17 protein-coding genes and 1 other annotated feature are annotated in these 18,718 nt (G+C 40.0%); of the genes, 1 reads left to right on the plus strand and 16 read right to left on the minus strand.

Annotation, left to right across the window (positions count from 1 at the left end; genetic code table 11):
- Positions 1 to 178 precede the first annotated feature (178 nt).
- Positions 179 to 400, minus strand: a binding site (T-box leader).
- A 68-nt stretch (positions 401 to 468) separates the two neighbouring features.
- From BLR15_RS06440 to BLR15_RS06470, 7 genes are all read right to left on the minus strand, one after another.
- Complete coding sequence (locus BLR15_RS06440; protein WP_092985828.1) at positions 469 to 1,716, minus strand: Glu/Leu/Phe/Val family dehydrogenase; 1,248 nt, start codon at positions 1,714 to 1,716, stop codon at positions 469 to 471.
- Positions 1,717 to 1,887: 171 nt separating this feature from the next.
- Positions 1,888 to 3,132: a Glu/Leu/Phe/Val family dehydrogenase gene (locus BLR15_RS06445; RefSeq protein ID WP_092985830.1), complete on the minus strand. Its 1,245-nt coding sequence runs from the start codon at positions 3,130 to 3,132 to the stop codon at positions 1,888 to 1,890.
- Between the two features lie 68 nt (positions 3,133 to 3,200).
- Positions 3,201 to 4,394, minus strand: coding sequence for an ornithine--oxo-acid transaminase (locus BLR15_RS06450; RefSeq protein ID WP_092985832.1), 1,194 nt, complete (start codon positions 4,392 to 4,394; stop codon positions 3,201 to 3,203).
- 443 nt (positions 4,395 to 4,837) lie between these two features.
- A complete protein-coding gene (gene ygs / locus BLR15_RS06455) occupies positions 4,838 to 5,218 on the minus strand; it encodes a S1 domain-containing post-transcriptional regulator Ygs (protein WP_092985834.1) in 381 nt (126 codons plus the stop codon).
- A gap of 210 nt (positions 5,219 to 5,428) precedes the next feature.
- Positions 5,429 to 6,100, minus strand: a complete 672-nt coding sequence (locus tag BLR15_RS06460) for a response regulator transcription factor (protein ID WP_092985836.1) — start codon at positions 6,098 to 6,100, stop codon at positions 5,429 to 5,431.
- Entirely contained in the window at positions 6,078 to 7,481 is a 1,404-nt protein-coding gene (locus BLR15_RS06465) for a sensor histidine kinase (RefSeq protein ID WP_092985838.1), read from the minus strand. The genes BLR15_RS06460 and BLR15_RS06465 overlap by 23 nt, the downstream gene beginning before the upstream one ends.
- A gap of 126 nt (positions 7,482 to 7,607) precedes the next feature.
- Positions 7,608 to 8,522, minus strand: a complete 915-nt coding sequence (locus tag BLR15_RS06470; protein ID WP_092985840.1) for a F510_1955 family glycosylhydrolase — start codon at positions 8,520 to 8,522, stop codon at positions 7,608 to 7,610.
- Between the two features lie 209 nt (positions 8,523 to 8,731).
- On the opposite strand from BLR15_RS06470, the gene BLR15_RS06475 reads away from it, so the two are divergent.
- A complete protein-coding gene (locus tag BLR15_RS06475) occupies positions 8,732 to 9,355 on the plus strand; it encodes a YdhK family protein (protein WP_092985842.1) in 624 nt (207 codons plus the stop codon).
- A gap of 184 nt (positions 9,356 to 9,539) precedes the next feature.
- Here BLR15_RS06475 and BLR15_RS06480 read toward each other — a convergent pair whose 3' ends face one another.
- The 9 genes from BLR15_RS06480 to BLR15_RS06520 all read right to left on the minus strand — a co-directional run bounded on the left by BLR15_RS06480 (position 9,540) and on the right by BLR15_RS06520 (position 18,718).
- Complete coding sequence (locus tag BLR15_RS06480) at positions 9,540 to 9,791, minus strand: copper ion binding protein (protein ID WP_091476495.1); 252 nt, start codon at positions 9,789 to 9,791, stop codon at positions 9,540 to 9,542.
- Between the two features lie 108 nt (positions 9,792 to 9,899).
- Entirely contained in the window at positions 9,900 to 10,181 is a 282-nt protein-coding gene (locus tag BLR15_RS06485; protein ID WP_091476499.1) for a glutaredoxin family protein, read from the minus strand.
- A 17-nt stretch (positions 10,182 to 10,198) separates the two neighbouring features.
- On the minus strand, positions 10,199 to 12,655 hold the full coding sequence (locus tag BLR15_RS06490; RefSeq protein ID WP_092985844.1) for a heavy metal translocating P-type ATPase: 2,457 nt from the start codon (positions 12,653 to 12,655) through the stop codon (positions 10,199 to 10,201).
- A gap of 41 nt (positions 12,656 to 12,696) precedes the next feature.
- Positions 12,697 to 13,128 (minus strand): CopY/TcrY family copper transport repressor, encoded by a 432-nt coding sequence (locus tag BLR15_RS06495; RefSeq protein WP_091476515.1) that lies wholly within the window; start codon positions 13,126 to 13,128, stop codon positions 12,697 to 12,699.
- Between the two features lie 178 nt (positions 13,129 to 13,306).
- Positions 13,307 to 15,379 (minus strand): copper-translocating P-type ATPase, encoded by a 2,073-nt coding sequence (locus BLR15_RS06500; RefSeq protein ID WP_092985846.1) that lies wholly within the window; start codon positions 15,377 to 15,379, stop codon positions 13,307 to 13,309.
- A 405-nt stretch (positions 15,380 to 15,784) separates the two neighbouring features.
- Positions 15,785 to 16,291 (minus strand): CueP family metal-binding protein, encoded by a 507-nt coding sequence (locus BLR15_RS06505; RefSeq protein WP_091476520.1) that lies wholly within the window; start codon positions 16,289 to 16,291, stop codon positions 15,785 to 15,787.
- Positions 16,292 to 16,525: 234 nt separating this feature from the next.
- Positions 16,526 to 17,230 carry a cytochrome c biogenesis protein CcdA gene (locus tag BLR15_RS06510; RefSeq protein WP_092985848.1) on the minus strand — a complete coding sequence of 235 codons (705 nt, stop codon included), beginning with the start codon at positions 17,228 to 17,230 and terminating at the stop codon, positions 16,526 to 16,528.
- 88 nt (positions 17,231 to 17,318) lie between these two features.
- Positions 17,319 to 17,852 carry a thiol-disulfide oxidoreductase ResA gene (resA, locus tag BLR15_RS06515; protein ID WP_092985850.1) on the minus strand — a complete coding sequence of 178 codons (534 nt, stop codon included), beginning with the start codon at positions 17,850 to 17,852 and terminating at the stop codon, positions 17,319 to 17,321.
- 485 nt (positions 17,853 to 18,337) lie between these two features.
- Positions 18,338 to 18,718: a transposase gene (locus BLR15_RS06520; protein WP_092985852.1), complete on the minus strand. Its 381-nt coding sequence runs from the start codon at positions 18,716 to 18,718 to the stop codon at positions 18,338 to 18,340.

Here is an 18,718-nt window from a genome sequence, read left to right on the forward strand (position 1 = left end):
CACTCACAGTTTATAACGTCAACTACACGCGATATCATTTCCCATCAGGCCCATTCCACAAATATGACCGGCTGCCCTCTCACCAACGGGCATCTCTCTGTGACAACTCATACAAGTGTACTTACTCTGATTGATATCCTTCATTCATTTTAAAATAAAAAAGCTCCCCAAATCCTGTAAAAAGGACGGGGAGCCGTGGTACCACCTTAATTGACTGCGTGATGCAGTCCGCTTTATAAGCAGCATGCTTCTGCATGCCGAATTCCATATAACGCTGGTTAAACGCCAATACATTTAATATTGGTTCAAATGAAAGTCCATTCACAAAGTTACTTTACCAGTTCGCACCGGCCACTGGTTCTCTGAAAAAAATAATTCTGCTACTCTTCTTTCAAAATCAATTATATTTGATGTTGGAATCCATCTTATATCAAATGTCTGAATATTGCAAGCATAAAATTAATTCTTTTATGCCCAGTTACGATATCTGATTGCTTCGGCCGTCTTTCTGATACCGATGACATAGGCCGCGAGGCGCATATCCACCTGTCTAGTTTCATGGAAATCATAAATTTCATCGAAGGATTTATTCATCTTCTCTTCGAGCAGTTCCTGGATTTCATCATCTTCCCAGTAGTAACCTGTCTTGTTCTGCACCCATTCGAAATAAGAGACGGTGACACCGCCCGCTGATGCAAGCACGTCAGGTACGATAAGCTTGCCTTTTTCAGTGAGCATTTCCGTCGCCTTTTCCGTTGTCGGACCGTTTGCCGCCTCAACGATGATATCCGCCTGGATTCTGTCGGCATTCTCCTCGGTGATCTGGTTTGCGATTGCCGCAGGCACAAGAATATCACAGTCGATTTCAAGCAGCTCCGGGTTCGTCAGCACTTTGGCACCCAGATCTTCTGCTATATCCGGTGTTTTGTCCTTATTTTCAATGATGTAGTCGATGTCGAGGCCGTTCTCATCATATAGACCGCGCGTCGATCTGGATACGGCGACGATTTTCGCGCCTTCGTCATGCAGTATTTTCGAGATGAAGCTGCCGGCGTTGCCGAAGCCCTGTACGGCGACTCTCGCATCTTCCATCTTTATATTTCTTTTCTCAAGCGCTTTTTTAATGACCATCACAGCACCCATCGCCGTTGCTGTCGATCTTCCTTTGGAACCGCCGAGCGCGAGCGGCTTGCCCGTGATGAATTCTAGCGGATTGTCACTGTGTTTCATACTGTACTCATCCAGCATCCATGACATGACTTGCGCATTCGTATAAACATCCGGTGCGGGAATATCCTTCAGCGGTCCGACGAACTGAGAAATCGCACGGATATATCCGCGGGAGACACCTTCGAGCTCTCTCTGGCTCATCTCTTTCGGATTACAGATGACTCCGCCCTTACCGCCGCCGTACGGCAGATTGACGATGCCCGCCTTCAGGGTCATCCACATCGACAGTGCGATGACTTCATCACGATCGACATCCGGATGGAATCTGATACCGCCCTTTGTCGGCCCTGCAGCATCGCTGTGCTGGGCGCGGTATCCGGTAAATACTTTTACAGAGCCGTCGTCCATACGTACAGGTATGCGGACAGTCAGCACTCTGGATGGTTCTTTTATCAGATCGAACATCCCCTCGTCATATCCAAGCATGTCCAATGCTTTATGTAGTATTTTCTGAGTGGATTGTATCAAGTTTGAAGTTTCAGCCATTACTATGTCCCCCTTGGGTTTTTCGTGAATAATCATACATATTAAACTATAACTTTACTATAAATGTTAACTATTTTCAACGTATTCCATGAAATGTACACAAAATATTCTAATAATTTTAAATAAAAAAACCGGGATATGTTGATATCCCGGCTCCTGTAAATTTTAATCCTATGCCCAGCCTCTGTATCTCGCTGCTTCAGCGGTACGCTTGAGACCGATGATGTATGCCGACAAACGCATGTCAATCTGGCGTTTTTCATGCATATCATAAATTTCATTGAACGCTTTCTTCAATTTCGTTTTCAATTTTTCGTTCACTTCATCTTCATCCCAGTAATAGCCCTGGTTGTTCTGAACCCATTCGAAGTAAGATACCGTGACACCGCCTGCAGATGCAAGCACGTCAGGTACGAGCAGTTTACCTGCTTCATGAAGGATTGTCGTCGCTTGGGAAGTTGTCGGACCATTTGCCGCTTCACAGACGATATCCGCTTTGATTCTGTCAGCATTTTCAGCAGTGATCTGATTTTCGATCGCTGCAGGAATCAGTACATCACAGTCCAGTTCAAGGACTTCCTTGTTCGTGATGACATCATCGAACAGGTTCGTCACCATGCCGAAACTGTCACGGCGGTCAAGCAGATAGTCGATATCCAGCCCTTCCGGGTCGTGCAGTCCGCCGTTGGCATCTGAAATGCCGACGATTTTAGCACCATAGTCATAAAGGATCTTCGACAGGAAGCTTCCTGCGTTACCGAAGCCCTGGATGACGATTCTTACATCTTTGAATGTCTTGCCGCGCTTTTCGAGCGCATAGCCGAGACACAGTACAACACCCATCGCCGTTGCACGGTCGCGTCCCTGCGAACCGCCGAGTACGATCGGTTTACCGGTGATGAAACCAGGTGAGTTGAATGCGTCAAGCATGCTGTACTCATCCATCATCCATGCCATGATCTGTGAGTTTGTAAATACGTCCGGTGCCGGAATATCTTTTGCCGGTCCCACAAACTGGGAGATTGCACGGACATATCCGCGTGACAGACGTTCCACTTCTTCGATGCTCATTTCACGCGGGTCACAGATGATTCCGCCTTTACCGCCGCCGTAAGGGAGGTCGACGATACCCGCTTTTAATGTCATCCACATTGATAATGCTACGACTTCCTCTTCGCTCACGTCCGGATGGAATCTGACGCCGCCCTTCGTCGGCCCCACTGCGTCGTTATGCTGTGCACGGAAACCCGTGAACACCTGCACCGAGCCATCGTCCATGCGGACCGGAATACGGACTCTGAGTACTCTTAACGGTTCTTTAATTAATTCATACATGCCTTCATCAAAGCCTAATTTGTCCAATGCTTCATTAATAATAGCTTGTGTAGAAGTAACTAAATTTGTATTCTCTGACATTATATATTCGCCTCTTTTATGAAACTGTTTTCATTGATATTATATCACACTAATCGCTGCTGAGAAATTTATTTTCCGAAAACTGCTCTGACTTTATCCAATGCGTAATCAAGATCTTTCTGCTCGATGATGAGCGGCGGTGCAAAACGGATAACTGTGTCATGCGTCTCTTTACATAAGATGCCTTCTTCTTTTAACGCTTCACAGAATGGACGTGCAGATTCATTCAGTTCAAGACCGATGAACAGACCGCGTCCGCGGACTTCTTCAATTCTCGGGTCATCTATCTTCTGAAGTTCAGATTTGAAATATTCGCCAAGTTCACGTGATTTCTCAATCAGGTTCTCATCAAGCATGACATCCAATGCCGCTTCTGATACAGCACACGCAAGCGGGTTACCGCCGAATGTTGAACCGTGGGAGCCTGCGTTGAAAACGCTCAGGATTTCGCTGTCTGCAAGGACACATGAGATTGGGAATACGCCGCCGCCGAGTGCTTTACCCAGAATATACATATCAGGCGTCACTTCCTCCCAGTCTGTTGCGAATAATTTACCTGAACGGCCAAGTCCTGCCTGGATTTCATCTGCGATGAACAACACATTATGCTCGTCACATACTTCTCTGACCTGCTTTAAGAAACCTTCCGGCGGAATGTTGATGCCCGCTTCGCCCTGGATCGGCTCAAGGATGACCGCTGCAGTATTTTCCGTGATCGCTTCTTTAATCTGGTCGATATCACCGAAGTCAACCAGCTTGAACCCTTCGACGAGCGGGCCGTATCCGCGTCTGTTATCAGGTTCTGATGACATGGAAACAGGAACGAGTGTACGTCCGTGGAAGTTCTGCTTCATCGCGATGATTTCAGCTTTGTTGTCTTCGACGCCTTTGATATCATAAGCCCAGCGGCGTGCCGCTTTGATCGCTGTTTCAACAGCCTCGGCACCCGTGTTCATCGGAAGCGCCATCTCTTTATTTGCAAGTTTACAGACCTTTTCGTACCAAGGTCCGAGTTTGTCGGAGTGGAATGCCCTTGAAGTCAGCGTCACTCTGTCCGCCTGATCTTTAAGCGCCTGGATGATTTTAGGATGTCTGTGTCCCTGGTTCACCGCGGAGTATGCGCTCAGCATGTCCATGTACTTCCTGCCTTCGGGGTCTTTGACCCAGATGCCTTCCGCTTCTGATATTACAATCGGCAGCGGATTATAGTTGGGCGCACCGTACTCATTTGTCTGTTCAATAATTTCTGTTGATTTTGTCATAATATTTTCATCCCTTCATTTAAAAACAGCAGAACTATGTCTGCGGTTCATAGATAATCATTTGCTTCGTACTGAATAAAACTTCATCAAATCGAAAAAAACCAGGCGTTTACGGTATTTATTGCATGAAATTCCGTAAATGATTGCTGTAAGCATGTATCCGACTATGTATACCCTCTAAATTATTGATAAACTCTCTATCCACTATAATGACAATTTTGCGAATGTTTTTCAAGCATTAATCATCATTGAACAGTGGCATCATTAAATTGTACGGACTTTATTTTGAAACCGTATACAGTTAACTGGATGAATATAATTCAGATGTTATTCCGTCATATCGCTGGCTGGGGTTTCTGCATATCTAATCGAATATATATTCATCCGCAATAATGAAAAAATCTACAGTACAAAACTGTAGATTCCAATCCTTATAAGTGTATTCACTTATCGTACATCCGCATCTTAGCTTCCTGGATCCACTGCGGCATCTTTTGTCTGAGCGTCTCAAACCCATATTCCTCTGACTCTTTGATCTGTTCGATTATGGAACGCCTGTCTTTCTTCTTTTCTTCATTCTTGAAATACTCGTTCTCTTTCAATGTCAGGTTCAACTTGCCCGAAGGGCCGATACTGATTATTTTCGCTTTAACAGTCTGGCCTTTCGTCAAATATTGATTGACATCGTGAACGTAATCATTCATCACTTCGGAAATATGAATGAGACCTTCTTGATTATCAGGGGTTCGGACAAAAGCACCGTATGGTTGGATACCAGTAACTTTAACTTTTACAAACTGGTTTTTGCGGTATTTTTTTGTCACACAATTACCCCACTTACGTAAACTCTATATACAATTGTCATTTTACCACACACAATATATATTATCTAATGTAAATAAAAAAACACCCTGAACATTCAGGATGTGATAATTCTGGTATGGCGCTTTTTTCTGAATCAGTAGTCAGTCCCTTTCCCGTCTTCCTCAGACATCAGCAACCAGTCTAAAGTTCCAGCGTTGAAAGACCTTTTTCTATTTTTTGATCCATTTGTAACCAATCCCCCATACTGTATGAAAGTAATCATCCATCGGAAAGCCGACTTCTCGAATTTTTTCACGCATATTTCTGACATGGGAATCCACCGTACGGCCTTCGGTTTCAGAATGAATCCCCCACACCAGGTCGATCAATTGATGTCTAGAAAATACTCTGCCTGGATTTTTCATCAACAATCCAATGATTGCAAATTCTTTAGGCGTTAATTTTATATATTGATTTCTATAGGATAATTCGAATTGGTCTTTGTCCCATAATAACCCATCCATCTCAACCTGGTTCACAGGTTTTGTTCTTCGTAGTGCGGCATCCATCCGTGCTACCAATTCTGCTTCATCAAAAGGTTTTGTTATATAATCATCTGCCCCCAGTTTAAGTCCTTTCACGACGTCTTCTTTCTGTTCCCGTGCAGTCACCATGATGATGGGCACATCCGAGTATTCCCGGATTTCTCTACATACTTCCCACCCATCCATTTCAGGCATCATAATATCCAGAAGAATAATATCGAACCTTTCTTCTTTGATATATTCGAGTCCTTCATTTGCACCTAAAGCCTTACGACAAATATAGTGGTATGGCCTTAAGTATAAGTCCAGTAGTTCCAGCATTCTCTCTTCATCGTCAATCAACAATACTTTGTTCATCCAAATCCTCCTTCGTCAAAGATATGATAAAAGTAGTTCCTTTGCCTGGTGTGCTTTCTACTCGAATATCGCCACCATGCAATTCCATAATTTCTTTAGCGATGGTCAGACCGAGACCAGACCCTCCGCTCGCCCGGGACCTGGATTTTTCGGCACGATAAAGACGCTCAAATATAAAGGGTACATCTTTTTCTGGAATTCCGTCTCCATTATCTGAAATAGTCGTTAAGATTTCATTTTTATTTTGACTCACTACTATTGTGATATGCCTCTCCTCAGGCGTATACTTTATTGCATTATCCAATATATTCAATAAAACCTGTTGCATCCTTGCGGGGTCTACCATAACAATCAGATTTTCCGGACAATCAAAAGTAAGTTTTATATTTTTTTGTTTGAGCGCCGGATGAATGCGTGCTAAAACAATTGCAATCAAGTCGCCATATACTACGCTCTCTTTCCTGATGTCAAATTCATTATGATCTATTCTGGCTAACTCAAACAGATTTTTAATCAGGTCTGTTAAATGCTCTGTTTCTTCCTGGATAATTTTGATGTATTTATCCCTATCCGTCATGGATATATTTTTTCTGCTAATGATATCCGTATATCCTTTCATATAGGTCAAAGGTGTCCGCAATTCATGGGATATACTCCCCAAAAATTCATTTCTCTCATTTTTTAAACGCTCCAAATCCTGCGACAACCGGTTAATTGAAGTCGCCAAATCTCCGAGTTCATCCTTTCGTTGTGTATATAATTGCACATTATGATTGCCCTTGCTTAATTGCTCTGCCGCTTTTTTCATCTTTAATATCGGCCGGGTAATGACTCTGGAGAGAATAAACACTGTGATCACAGTCAGAAGTAAAGTTAACAGGCCGACAAATAAAAACTGACGGCTGAGATGATCAATAATTCGTTCGATGCTATCACTTTCAGCGAACATGAAGACATGTCCGCTATGCGTGTCGTTAGAAGTGATCGGACTGTCTGTAGACACATACTTTTCTTCCGACCAATTCGATTCCAGAATGGCTCCGCTCTGGGGGATTTCACCATAATCAGTATGTTCGATGAGTGAAGACATTTCGGATTCAACCGGATCAGAACTGGTGATTACTTCTCCATTTTCATCTGTTATCACCACAATAAAATCTGATTCTGACTCCATAATGGCGACATGGTTCATAGTCGAAGGTGTATAGTTTTCTTCCAATACGTCTCTGTGAGTATTTCCACGTGCCAACAAATCTCCCATCACTTCCTCCACACGATCATTGACCAAGTTAGTATATAATATGTAGAATAATATAATTTCAACTGTAAGAATCACCAGGAAAAAAATTAATCCAATCTTCAAAGCTAATTGGTTGAACATAAAGACCTCCTCAATTCTGACATGTCTCTACATGGATATAAACCATTATAAATGATTTCCTCACTTCAATTATTATTCGAGATTATTCGTACATATAGCAAATCATTACATTTTAAATCATGCATCTTATTTTACTTTACCTTCATTTAAAATATTCTTCCACTGTCCTTCTCTTCCGGTATCAGTCAAATAAGCATCTTGAGTTGTCGTATAGATTGCTAACTCATCTTCATTATTCGGGTTGATTGCAATATACAAAACATCCGCCTCTTTCAGTTCCGGCAGGCTAACAGTTGTTGAATCACTATTTTTAATTTCTCTTTTGATAAGTGTCGGCTGCCCGTCGTAGGTAGCATAATATAAATCATCTTCATAGAAATAAACAGCAGTGCCTGACTGATTTGAATCTGTTAAAATTTTAAATTCTTCTCCACCATTTTCTGATAAAAATATTCCAGTGGAGGTGGCAGCTGCAACAAAGTTTGAATCTGAGGGATGTAAGGCCAGGTGTAACACTTCACCGTCAAGGCCGTTTGCATCTGCTTGTTCCCAATTTTCTCCCTCATCAACACTCTTATAAAACCCCCGTTCTAATTCAGAGTTGACTTCAGGGTTAAACAAAAAAATATCATGACTGTTATACCCTAACGCCATAGCATGATAATCCGTCTCACCTTCAAATTTAACGTGTTCCAAAGTCCGTCCGCCGTCAAAACTGCGTTGAATGCCAAATGGGTTTGGAATATCCGAATCCCCTCCTGGATGGCCGGAAGTATAAAAGCCTTCATCTACAGCATTAAAGCCCATATAGTCATTATAATTTCGGGTGGTTTCATACCATTCACTGTCACGGAACATCTTCAAGCCGCCATGCGTTGCAAAATATAATCCATCAGTCTCCCCTGCGTATCCCACTCCATGAATATGTTGTATTTCGCCACTAAAAGCTGCCTCAAAGTTATCTGTGTGATCGTTCCTGCATCCTGCCAGAAATATTATTGATACTGCTATTAAAATAATTACTAAATATTTTGATATCATCACTCTATTCTCCCACTTTATTTACTGATTAATACACTGGACTCTTTATATATTTTATTATTTAAGTATCGATTTTTCGTGCAGATTCGAGTACAGATACTATCTCATTTTACTAATTAAATACATTTATTTTTCATTAAATATGCACATAAACTGCAAATATTATGGGTAGAGTTTCAATTAGAAATAATGAAATGGAGGGTATATACATGGTAAAAAACAAGATATTATTAGGTTTTATTTCAGTATTTGCTGTATCTTTACTAGCTGCATGTGGTAATGGAGAAACTCAGACCAGTGAAAATGAAGACAGTCAAAGCACTGAAACAGAATCCAGTTCCGAAGAAGAAATGGATATGGCATCTGATTCCGGCGACCACATGGATCATTCTGCCGAAGAGATGTCCAGTTCTGGTGAGGTACCTGAAGACTTGGAAGAAGCAGAAAATCCAACGTATGAAGTTGGAAGCCAGGCGATGATTGAAGCAGAACATATGCAAGGTATGGACGGTGCTGAAGCAACCATTTCGGGTGCTTTTGATACCACTGTCTATACTGTCTCGTACACACCGACAAATGGTGGAGATCCGGTAGAAGATCATAAATGGGTCGTTCATGAAGAATTTGAAGATCCCGGCGAGGCACCATTGGAACCAGGTGATGAAGCAGTAATGAACGCATCTCACATGGAAGGCATGGAAGGCGCAACGGCTACGATTGATTCTGCTGAAGACACTACTGTCTATATGGTAGATTTCGTTACAACAGAAACTGAGGAAGAAGTTCAGAATCATAAGTGGGTCACGGAAAGTGAATTGGCACCTGTAGAATAAGTTCTAATACTGATGGCCCATTGGCTACAGAGATGTGCACCTCCTGATTATAAAGAAAAGTGCCGACAAATCTGAATTAAAGATCTGTCGGCACTTTTTCTTGTGTTCTTATAACAGTGATTAGATTGAATCAATTAGTTACCACAAAGTTGTGCTGTAAATTGGTAAAATCTTTTGCCATTAATTAGCTGCAGCACGAGCACGCAGAACCATCTTCTTTATCAGCGTCTTCTTTAATCTCGTAACCTGTATCTTGAATCGCGCCTTTGATGTCCGCCAAATTAATGGTATTTTCATTAAACGTGACATCTACTTTACCTTCAGGAATTTGAGCTTTGACAGATTCAACGCCATTTAATTGACCGAGATTCCCTTCCACTTTATTAACGCAAGCACCGCACGACATTCCTTCTACATTAAGAGTTACTTGTGACATATAAATGCCTCCTTAAAATTTTATTAACCCATTACATATAATAATGTTAACATACCCCGGGCAGGTATTTAATGGTTTTCGAAAAGTTTCTATTTCAAATACTCTCTTTTATTGTTTATTTAATAAACTGATGATTTCATTCTTATTATTTTCAAATCCTATTAAATAATTGACTCGTTTTTTCTTACCGAATAATCCTTTTTTATAAAAGGCAAACATCGGCACAATACGAGCACCAGATATCTTTTTTAATTCTTCCTCTAAGCTAATATTTTGGCTGACATCTTTATCAATATAGTCGTGGTCGTTAGAAGTTAAATACTGCTTTGCATCCTGGCAATCCGAACATGTGGGTCTTGTATATAATTCAAGTTCCAATTGATCCGCCATTAACATCCGCCCCCTCTCTATGCAACTGATGGTTTAAATCGTTTTAATCTTAATGCATTGAGTAGTACAGAAATCGAACTGAAACTCATTGCTGCAGCTGCGAACATCGGACTTAACAATGGCCCGCCGAATAAGAAGAGAATCCCCATTGCGATTGGAATGCCTGCAGTATTATAGGCAAAGGCCCAGAATAAGTTTTGTCTAATATTTCTAATAGTGGATTTACTGAGTTGAACTGCGGTCGGTACGTCCATCAAGTCGCTTCTCATTAGTACGATATCTGCTGATTCCATTGCAACATCAGTACCCGAGCCAATGGCGATTCCAACATCTGCTTGTGCAAGCGCCGGAGCATCATTAATCCCATCTCCAACCATCGCCACTTTTCTGTTCTCATTCTGAAGTTTTTCAACTTCATTGGCTTTATCTTCCGGTAATACTTCACTCATCACTCTGTCAATCCCGACTTGTTTTGCGATTGCTTCAGCTGTGCGCTTATTATCACCAGTAATCATAGCGACCTCAATACCCATTTCATGCAGCTTTTCGATGGCCTTTAAGCTATTTTCTTTGACTGTATCTGCCACAGCAATAATACCGGCAATTTTATCGTTTATAGCGATATACATTGGTGTTTTACCTTCGCTGGCCAATGCATCTGATTTTGCAGTTAGATCGTCGAGTGTGATTTGACGGGTATCCATGAGTTTCTTATTCCCTAACAACATATTATAGTCATTAATCGTGACTTCTATACCGTGGCCAGGAATGGCAGAAAAATTACTTGTTGATAGAAAATTGATTCCTTTTTCTTCGGCGTCTCTTACAATCGCTTCGCCTAAAGGATGTTCCGACCCTTTTTCTGCGGAGGCTGATAAAGTCAACAATTCGTTTTCAGAAATGCCATTTGTCGAAACAATATCTGTTACCATTGGCTTCCCTTCTGTAATTGTACCCGTTTTATCAAATACGATCGTATCGAGTTTATGAGTGGTTTCCAGTGCCCCACCACTTTTAATGAGTACACCATTCTCTGCACCTTTTCCAGTACCAATCATAATCGATGTTGGTGTGGCTAATCCAAGGGCACAAGGACATGCGATGACAAGTACTGTAATGAAAATAGTCAGAGCAAATAGTACGGATTGTCCACTAATCAACCATACTAAACCTGAAAGAATCGCGATACCTATGACAATAGGAACAAAATAACCGGAAATCACATCCGCCATTTTTGCGATAGGTGCTTTTGAACCTTGTGCATCTTCGACCAATTTAATAATCTGCGATAAAGCAGTGTCTTTCCCAACTTTTGTGGCTTCATACTGAATCGTGCCATTTTTATTAATACTGGCACCAATAATTTGATCGCCCACATTTTTTTCTACAGGCATACTTTCTCCGGTCAGCATCGCTTCATCCACCGCAGTCGACCCTTTGGCAACCACACCGTCCACCGGCATTTTTTCACCGGGTTTTACGACAATCATATCACCTTCGATGACTTCATCGATAGACACTTCGACTTCATTACCTGCTCTGATGATGATGGCTGTTTTAGGCGCAAGTCCCATCAGTTTTTTTATTGCCTCGGATGTTCTTCCTTTCGTCAATTCTTCAAGATATTTACCGAGAACGATTAACGTTAAAATCATCGCAGCTGCTTCAAAATAGAGATCATGAACATAACCCGTATTACCCGCCATGATCATTCCTAATGCAAAGAGACCATATACTATAGCCGCCCCTGTTCCAACTGCAATAAGGGAATCCATATTCGGGTGTCCCCGGAACAATGTTCTGAAACCATTCTTATAGATATTTCTATTAATGACGGCCACCGGTATTGTCAATAATAGCTGTGCGAAAGCAAATGTCAGTGGATTATTCATTGGATTTAAAAATCCTGGTATGGGTGCGCCCATCATATGCCCCATCGCCAAGTATAGTAAGGGAATTGAGAAAGCGGCAGATATCAAAAAACGATTCCATATTTTTTTCCGTTTTTCATCTTGTTTTTGCTGATTTTCATCTACGGCCTTCCCTGAATCGATATCTTCACGAGCCTTATAACCGACATTGGATACGGCATCGATGATATCTGACACTGATACGATTGAATCATCATATTCCACAATCATTTTTTCTGTTGCTAAGTTGACGTTGGACTCATAGACACCTTCCAGTTTTCCCGTTGCTTTCTCAACTGACTGGGCACAGGATGCACAAGTCATACCATTAATTGCAAATGTCTTTTTCTGAGTATCCGGTACAGCTTTATAGCCTGCATTACTGACTGCATCTTGAATTTCTTGTAATGAAACAGTATTTGCATCAAAATTAATCGTCAGCTTTTCAGTCGCCAGATTCACATTAGATTGTGTGACACCTGTTAAATTTTTCGTTGTTTTTTCAACCGACTGGACACAGGATGCACACGTCATGCCTTCAACATTCAATGTTTCAGTAGTCATTATTCATTCCTCCTTAATTCATTAATTTTTTCTACAGTCCTTTAACAATTACATTGACCTGGAACGCAATTGCATGGCACTTCGTCAACTGCATCCTTTTTTTTCATTTCCAATACTTTTTCCAATTCTTCTATATCTCTAAAGCTTAATGTTGATTTTGAAACTAGATCTGTGATAATTTTTCCAACGTCTTTATTACATATATTATCGAAGGTATGTTCAAGGGTACTTTTGAGAAAATCACTTTCTTTTAAATCAGTTGAATAAATATATTTGTTACCTTCTTTTTCTGTGTTTAATATGCCTTTATCAACAAGTCTGCTGATCAGTGTTTTGGTCGTGGCCGGCTTCCAATTCTTTTTATTTTCTATAATATCCCTAATGTCTTTACTCGTTGTTTTGTTTTGTGCCCAAACGACCCGCATAACTTCCCATTCAGATTCTGTGATATTTGAATCAGTTGTCATGGTCATGTTTTCACCTCTAATTTATTTTAATATAAATCATCTACAATTGTAATCGAATTGATTATATTTAGTTTACATCTGTAATCGATTTTTGTCAAGCCTTCTTAAGATTTATGTCATATTTCATACAGGAAAGTACGAAAATGCCGACAAAGCTTGCAATCAGGCTTTGTCGGCATTTATGTTATTCTACTTCAAATCTATGAAGCAACTGCGCATTGATTGCTACGATGATTGTACTGAGACTCATCAAAATCGCACCTACAGCCGGACTGAGTAATATTCCCCAAGGGGCCAGCACTCCTGCTGCCAATGGGAGAGCAACCACATTATAGCCGGTTGCCCAGATCAGATTCTGTACCAGTTTATTATATGTTCGTTTAGATAGGCTGAATATTGCAAGAATATCTTTCGGGTTGCTATCAACGAGAACGATGTCCGCACTATCCATTGCAATATCTGTACCTGCACCCACCGCGATACCAACATCTGCTTTAGTTAATGCAGGCGCGTCATTAATCCCATCGCCTGTCATTGCAACAACCAGACCACGTGCTTGAATTTCTGTCACTTTACCCGCTTTCTCATCGGGCATGACTTCAGCATAGACTTCATCAATCCCGATTTGCTCTGCGACGTAATTTGCCACTTTTTGGTTGTCTCCGGTCAACATTATGGCTTTAATATTTCTCTTATGCAGCTGTTCAATTGTCTGCTTGGAACTTTCCTTAATTTTATCTGCGAGTGCAATCGCACCGGCCAATTCTTCATCTACCAGAAGAAAAACAACTGTTTTACCCTGCTCAGACCATTTATTGAAGTTCTTATCATCAAAATTGATATTTTGTTTACGTACATACCCCGGGCTCACGACTTTGACTTGTTTATCGTCAATCACCCCTTCAATGCCGACACCAGTAATTGAATTGAAATCTGTCATTTCAAGTAATTCAAGTCCTTTTGATTTGGTTTCATTGAGTATGCCTGTCGCAATTGGATGTTCTGAGTCATTTTCCACTGTTGCCGCATAACTTAAAAGGGTATTTTCGTCCATATTATCGAAGGCCTGTATATCTGTCACGCCAAATTTCCCCTCAGTCAATGTACCGGTCTTATCAAATATCACAGCGTCAATTTTACGAGCCTTTTCAAACTGTGGACGTTTGCGAATCAACAACCCATGCTTTGCAGCAAGTGATGTAGATACTGAAATGACCAACGGCGCAGCCAAACCTAAAGCGTGAGGACAAGCGATGACCAAAACAGTCACCAATCTCATGATAGAAGCATCGACAGTCGCACCGACACTTATCCATACGATAAATGTGATAATACCGGCAGCTACAGCGATATAAAATAGCCATTTGGCTGCTTTATTTGTCACATCTTGTGTTTTCGATTTGGTACGTTGAGATTCTTTCACCATATCAATCACTTGAGTCAGGTAAGATTCATTCATCAGTTTCTCTACTTCAATAGTGAGAGACCCTTCTCTGTTGATTGAACCACCTATGACTTCGTCATCAACGGATTTTGTGACCGGAACAGACTCCCCTGTTAACATGGATTCATCCACTTGGGATTTTCCTTTAACAATTTTTCCATCCAGCGGCATTTTTTCTCCGGGTTTAACCAGCAGTAAATCGCCGGCTTTAATATCGTCGATCTGTACTTCTTCTGTTTCGCCATTTTCAGAAATACGATTTGCTGTATCCGGCATCAATGATGCGAGAGATTCCAGCGCCTTGGAAGCATTGTTGATCGAGCGCATTTCAATCCAATGTCCCAGAAGCATAATCAATACAAGCGTTGCCAGCTCCCAGAAAATCTCTTCTCCATTGAAGCCAAAAACAACTGCCATGCTATAGAAGTAAGCGACGGAAATCGCCATTGCTATTAAGGTCATCATGGCCGGTTCTTTGTTTTTCAATTCATCGTAAGCGCCTTTGATGAATGGCCATCCCCCGTAGAAATAGACGAATGTGGACAACGCTGCCACAATATAAATATCTCCGGTAAACTGCCAATCCACACCTATGAAGCTTTGAATCATTGGAGACAGAAGGACAATTGGAATGGTGAATATCAGAATGATGAAAAATTTATTGCGAAAATCTGTCACCATATGCGCATGGTGATCATGCCCGCCATGATCATGATTACTATGATCATGGGGTTCGTTGTTTTTCTGATGGTTATGATGATGCTCCCTATGCTCAGCATGTTCGTGATGAGAATTGCTTTTTTGATGTTTCATTTTTACCCTCCTAGGTGGTTATATTTAATCGTTTACAAATGTAATCGATTTAATTAACTTAAGTTTACAACTGTAGTCGATTATTGTCAAGTGGTTTCTGTTTTTTATATTTCCCCAGTAAGTACGAGAGTCCGAACACCTCTATCCATTAAGACTTACCATATTTATGTTTTATCACCGTAAATCTACGAAAGATTTGTAGATTTGTTTCCAACATACAAGAGATGTCATAATATTTATTATAAAAAATTTATTTGCAGAAACTATCCATTAAATGTCTTTCTAGAATATTTAATCTTCAATAATGAGTAAATCGACTACTTTTCGTTGATCTAATATTGAATACATTAAAAAAGCAGATACCACGACACTGAATAGCGTTGTGGTATCTGCTTTTAATCGAAATTATTTAAGTTGTAAATCTGTCAGACAGGTACTATCATTTTCAAACGTTGAGAAATCAGATTCAACTGTTTTTCCGTCATAATTGATTTCTAAAGTATAGTTTTTATCTCTCGGCAGCCAAAAATCCAAGAATCCATTCTCAAGAGTTGTAAGTTCCTCATCAACGTGGACTTCTCCATCTTCATCTATAATTTTTACATCCATCTCTTCATTCATCAGCTCTCCCTGACACCCGGTTAAGCTATGAAATTCACATGGATGTGTATACGAGATATAAGGTGCAATGGACACAAAAAACTCATCGTCTGGTAAAGTATAGACATTCTCATCTCCATCATCCTCGACAATGAGTGTTTGATCATTAATGGATGCGGATTCTACAATATTACTGGCGCTTAATTCTGAAACCATTTCTTTAATATTTGATTCGTTTGATACTGAGTCATTGCTGCAACCTGCTAAAATAAATACTAAACCTAGCAAGGTTGGCATTAAATATTTTTTCATCCAGATTCCTCCTTAATTATTAATTTTATCAATACTTTTCAAACAAATTTTATAAAAATATATCCATTCTATGAAAGATAGAAAAAATGAGAATACAACTTTTAACGTCTTAACCCTTTTCTGCGGTCATGCATCCAGCTACAAAGGTGATTTATATCCTACTTGTTATATCAAAACTGAAAATAATGCTATTCTGAAGTTTTTATATAAACAAGCCATTTAATATACTCAGAATCAGAAGCCTTGAAAATCACCAAAGTACGGTTGCAGCCAGATGATAATCTGAGTCAATCCATCAAAATAAAGAAGAATGCCCATTAATATCATGATGACACCACCAACTTTCATGATGATATTCGAGTACTTCAACATCCAGCGTGTGCGAGATACGAAAAAGCTCAAAATGAAGAATGGAATCGCAAACCCTAAACAATAGACGATCATTAGCATTAAAGCATTGTTCGGTGCACTTGCACTCATTGCAAAAATGGCACCGATAATTGGTCCATTGCACGGTGTCCATCCGGCACCAAATGCCATACCTATTAAAGTTGAACCAAAAAATCCGGACGGTCTGTTTTTAAATTGTATTTTTCTCTCTTTCATTAGGAAATTAAAATTAAGCACGCCGGTAATGATGAGACCAAAAATAATAATCAGGATAGAACCCAATTGTCTGATCAGGTTCGCATGTTCAATCAATAATCCGCCTAAGAAAGCCGTGCCAAACCCCAATGCAATATAAAACACGCTGAAACCTACAAGAAAAAATATTGTGTGGAGTATTGCACGTGCATTGAATTTTTGATTTTCTACTTCATTATAACTCATGCCTGTTATGTAAGAGATGAAAGCCGGAAATACCGGCAGTACGCAAGGTGAGACAAAACTTAAAAATCCAGCTCCAAATGCAAGCAGGAAAGTCACTTCACTACCCAAAAAAACACTCCATTCATATTGAGACTTTAAGATAAATCGAACGAATTCCTAACGCATTGTATCTCTTTCAATTCCATTAAATTTCATCCTATTCAGAAGTTGATTGTTCTACAAAGTTATAAATGTCATCTACGGTTAACTGATATTCTTTCTTATCCACAACAACACCATCTTTGTTGATTGCGATTGTCGTCGGCAGTGGGCCGACTTGATACGCTTTAGTCACATCTCTGTTACGATCCAATGCGATTGGAAAATCAAGCTCTTCATCCAAACTGGATAAAAATTGATTAATCTGCTGTTCATCTTCAGAAACGTTTATAGCAATGATTTCATAATTTTCATGCCCCTCATTATAAATTCTATTCATATCAGGCATCTCTTCACGACAAGGTTTACACCAAGTGCCCCAAAAATTCAAAATAACACCTTTTTCCGAATTGACTTCCGATAATTGGATTGAATCCCCATTTAATGTTTCCAATTGAAAATCAATTGCTTCATCACCGACTTGTACAGCTTGTGTATCAGAAGTTAAATTGAACCACAGGGTTAGACCTAATAAAATAGTGACGCTCAGTATAATACCAACTCTAAGAATATTTCTTGTTGTTTTTTTCATATATTACACCTCCTATAACATCACCTTTACTCGAACACATCTTATATATGGCTAGTTTAGAAAGATAATTCTTAAACAAACTGATTAGTCCAGTACAAAGAAAAACTCATTCTTAAACTCACCATATTAACAATTTTAGCTATTAAGGAAATTTTAATTTTCATTATTCAGCTTAAATTAAAAATTTAAAGAAACTGTGCACTTTATTAGTATTTAATGTGACATTTTAACCATAAAGAAATTTAAAGTAATCATGGAAATAAACTTAACAAAAATGGTTGTTATAGAAATCTATTTTTCTTTAACAGAACAATATTAATTTATTCATATTTTTAACTCGTATGGGCCTCATATCATGTAATCAATAATATTTCATCTATATTAGGATAGATTGCAATTCACAGTATCATTCCACTCATGAATATTTTCAATAAGAGAAAGTTGAATGTTTTGAGTAGACCCTAAATAGACAGCATTGCGACATCTTAAATTCCAACATAAGTAACCTCGCACGGTAAACAAGATATAGAATTAAAATCAGTCGGGGCTGGGACAAAAAGGCTCCTGAAAACTAAGAAAAATGGCGATTCATCGATTAATTGAGATGAATCGCCATTTTTTATGTGATTTTTCAGATGTGACAGCTTCATTCCGTTTAACTTCCTTAGATTCAGGGCCAATAATGCCAGCCCGGTTTCCAATTTGACTTTGCGTGCGCCCCGCACCGAGAATCGGCGGAACGACAAATTCGCCTTCAAGTTGCCGAAAACCGTTTCGACATCGACCTTTCGTTGTCGGTAGATGCTTCGGTTCTCTTTCACTGAAAGCTGGCGTTGAACCTGGGCTTTGAAATATTCCAGGTTCAT

This window comes from Lacicoccus qingdaonensis (assembly GCF_900101075.1).
Lineage (GTDB): Bacteria > Bacillota > Bacilli > Staphylococcales > Salinicoccaceae > Lacicoccus > Lacicoccus qingdaonensis.

What these genes read in the sequence shown, in the direction of transcription:
- BLR15_RS06440 (WP_092985828.1), bottom strand. Translation starts at nt 1,716, where the DNA reads ATGGCTGAAACTTCAAACTTGATACAATCCACTCAGAAAATACTACAT.
- BLR15_RS06445 (WP_092985830.1), bottom strand. Translation starts at nt 3,132, where the DNA reads ATGTCAGAGAATACAAATTTAGTTACTTCTACACAAGCTATTATTAAT.
- BLR15_RS06450 (WP_092985832.1), bottom strand. Translation starts at nt 4,394, where the DNA reads ATGACAAAATCAACAGAAATTATTGAACAGACAAATGAGTACGGTGCG.
- BLR15_RS06460 (WP_092985836.1), bottom strand. Translation starts at nt 6,100, where the DNA reads ATGAACAAAGTATTGTTGATTGACGATGAAGAGAGAATGCTGGAACTA.
- BLR15_RS06465 (WP_092985838.1), bottom strand. Translation starts at nt 7,481, where the DNA reads ATGTTCAACCAATTAGCTTTGAAGATTGGATTAATTTTTTTCCTGGTG.
- BLR15_RS06470 (WP_092985840.1), bottom strand. Translation starts at nt 8,522, where the DNA reads ATGATATCAAAATATTTAGTAATTATTTTAATAGCAGTATCAATAATA.
- BLR15_RS06475 (WP_092985842.1), top strand. Translation starts at nt 8,732, where the DNA reads ATGGTAAAAAACAAGATATTATTAGGTTTTATTTCAGTATTTGCTGTA.
- BLR15_RS06480 (WP_091476495.1), bottom strand. Translation starts at nt 9,791, where the DNA reads ATGTCACAAGTAACTCTTAATGTAGAAGGAATGTCGTGCGGTGCTTGC.
- BLR15_RS06485 (WP_091476499.1), bottom strand. Translation starts at nt 10,181, where the DNA reads ATGGCGGATCAATTGGAACTTGAATTATATACAAGACCCACATGTTCG.
- BLR15_RS06490 (WP_092985844.1), bottom strand. Translation starts at nt 12,655, where the DNA reads ATGACTACTGAAACATTGAATGTTGAAGGCATGACGTGTGCATCCTGT.
- BLR15_RS06495 (WP_091476515.1), bottom strand. Translation starts at nt 13,128, where the DNA reads ATGACCATGACAACTGATTCAAATATCACAGAATCTGAATGGGAAGTT.
- BLR15_RS06500 (WP_092985846.1), bottom strand. Translation starts at nt 15,379, where the DNA reads ATGAAACATCAAAAAAGCAATTCTCATCACGAACATGCTGAGCATAGG.
- BLR15_RS06505 (WP_091476520.1), bottom strand. Translation starts at nt 16,291, where the DNA reads ATGAAAAAATATTTAATGCCAACCTTGCTAGGTTTAGTATTTATTTTA.
- resA (WP_092985850.1), bottom strand. Translation starts at nt 17,852, where the DNA reads ATGAAAAAAACAACAAGAAATATTCTTAGAGTTGGTATTATACTGAGC.
- BLR15_RS06520 (WP_092985852.1), bottom strand. Translation starts at nt 18,718, where the DNA reads ATGAACCTGGAATATTTCAAAGCCCAGGTTCAACGCCAGCTTTCAGTG.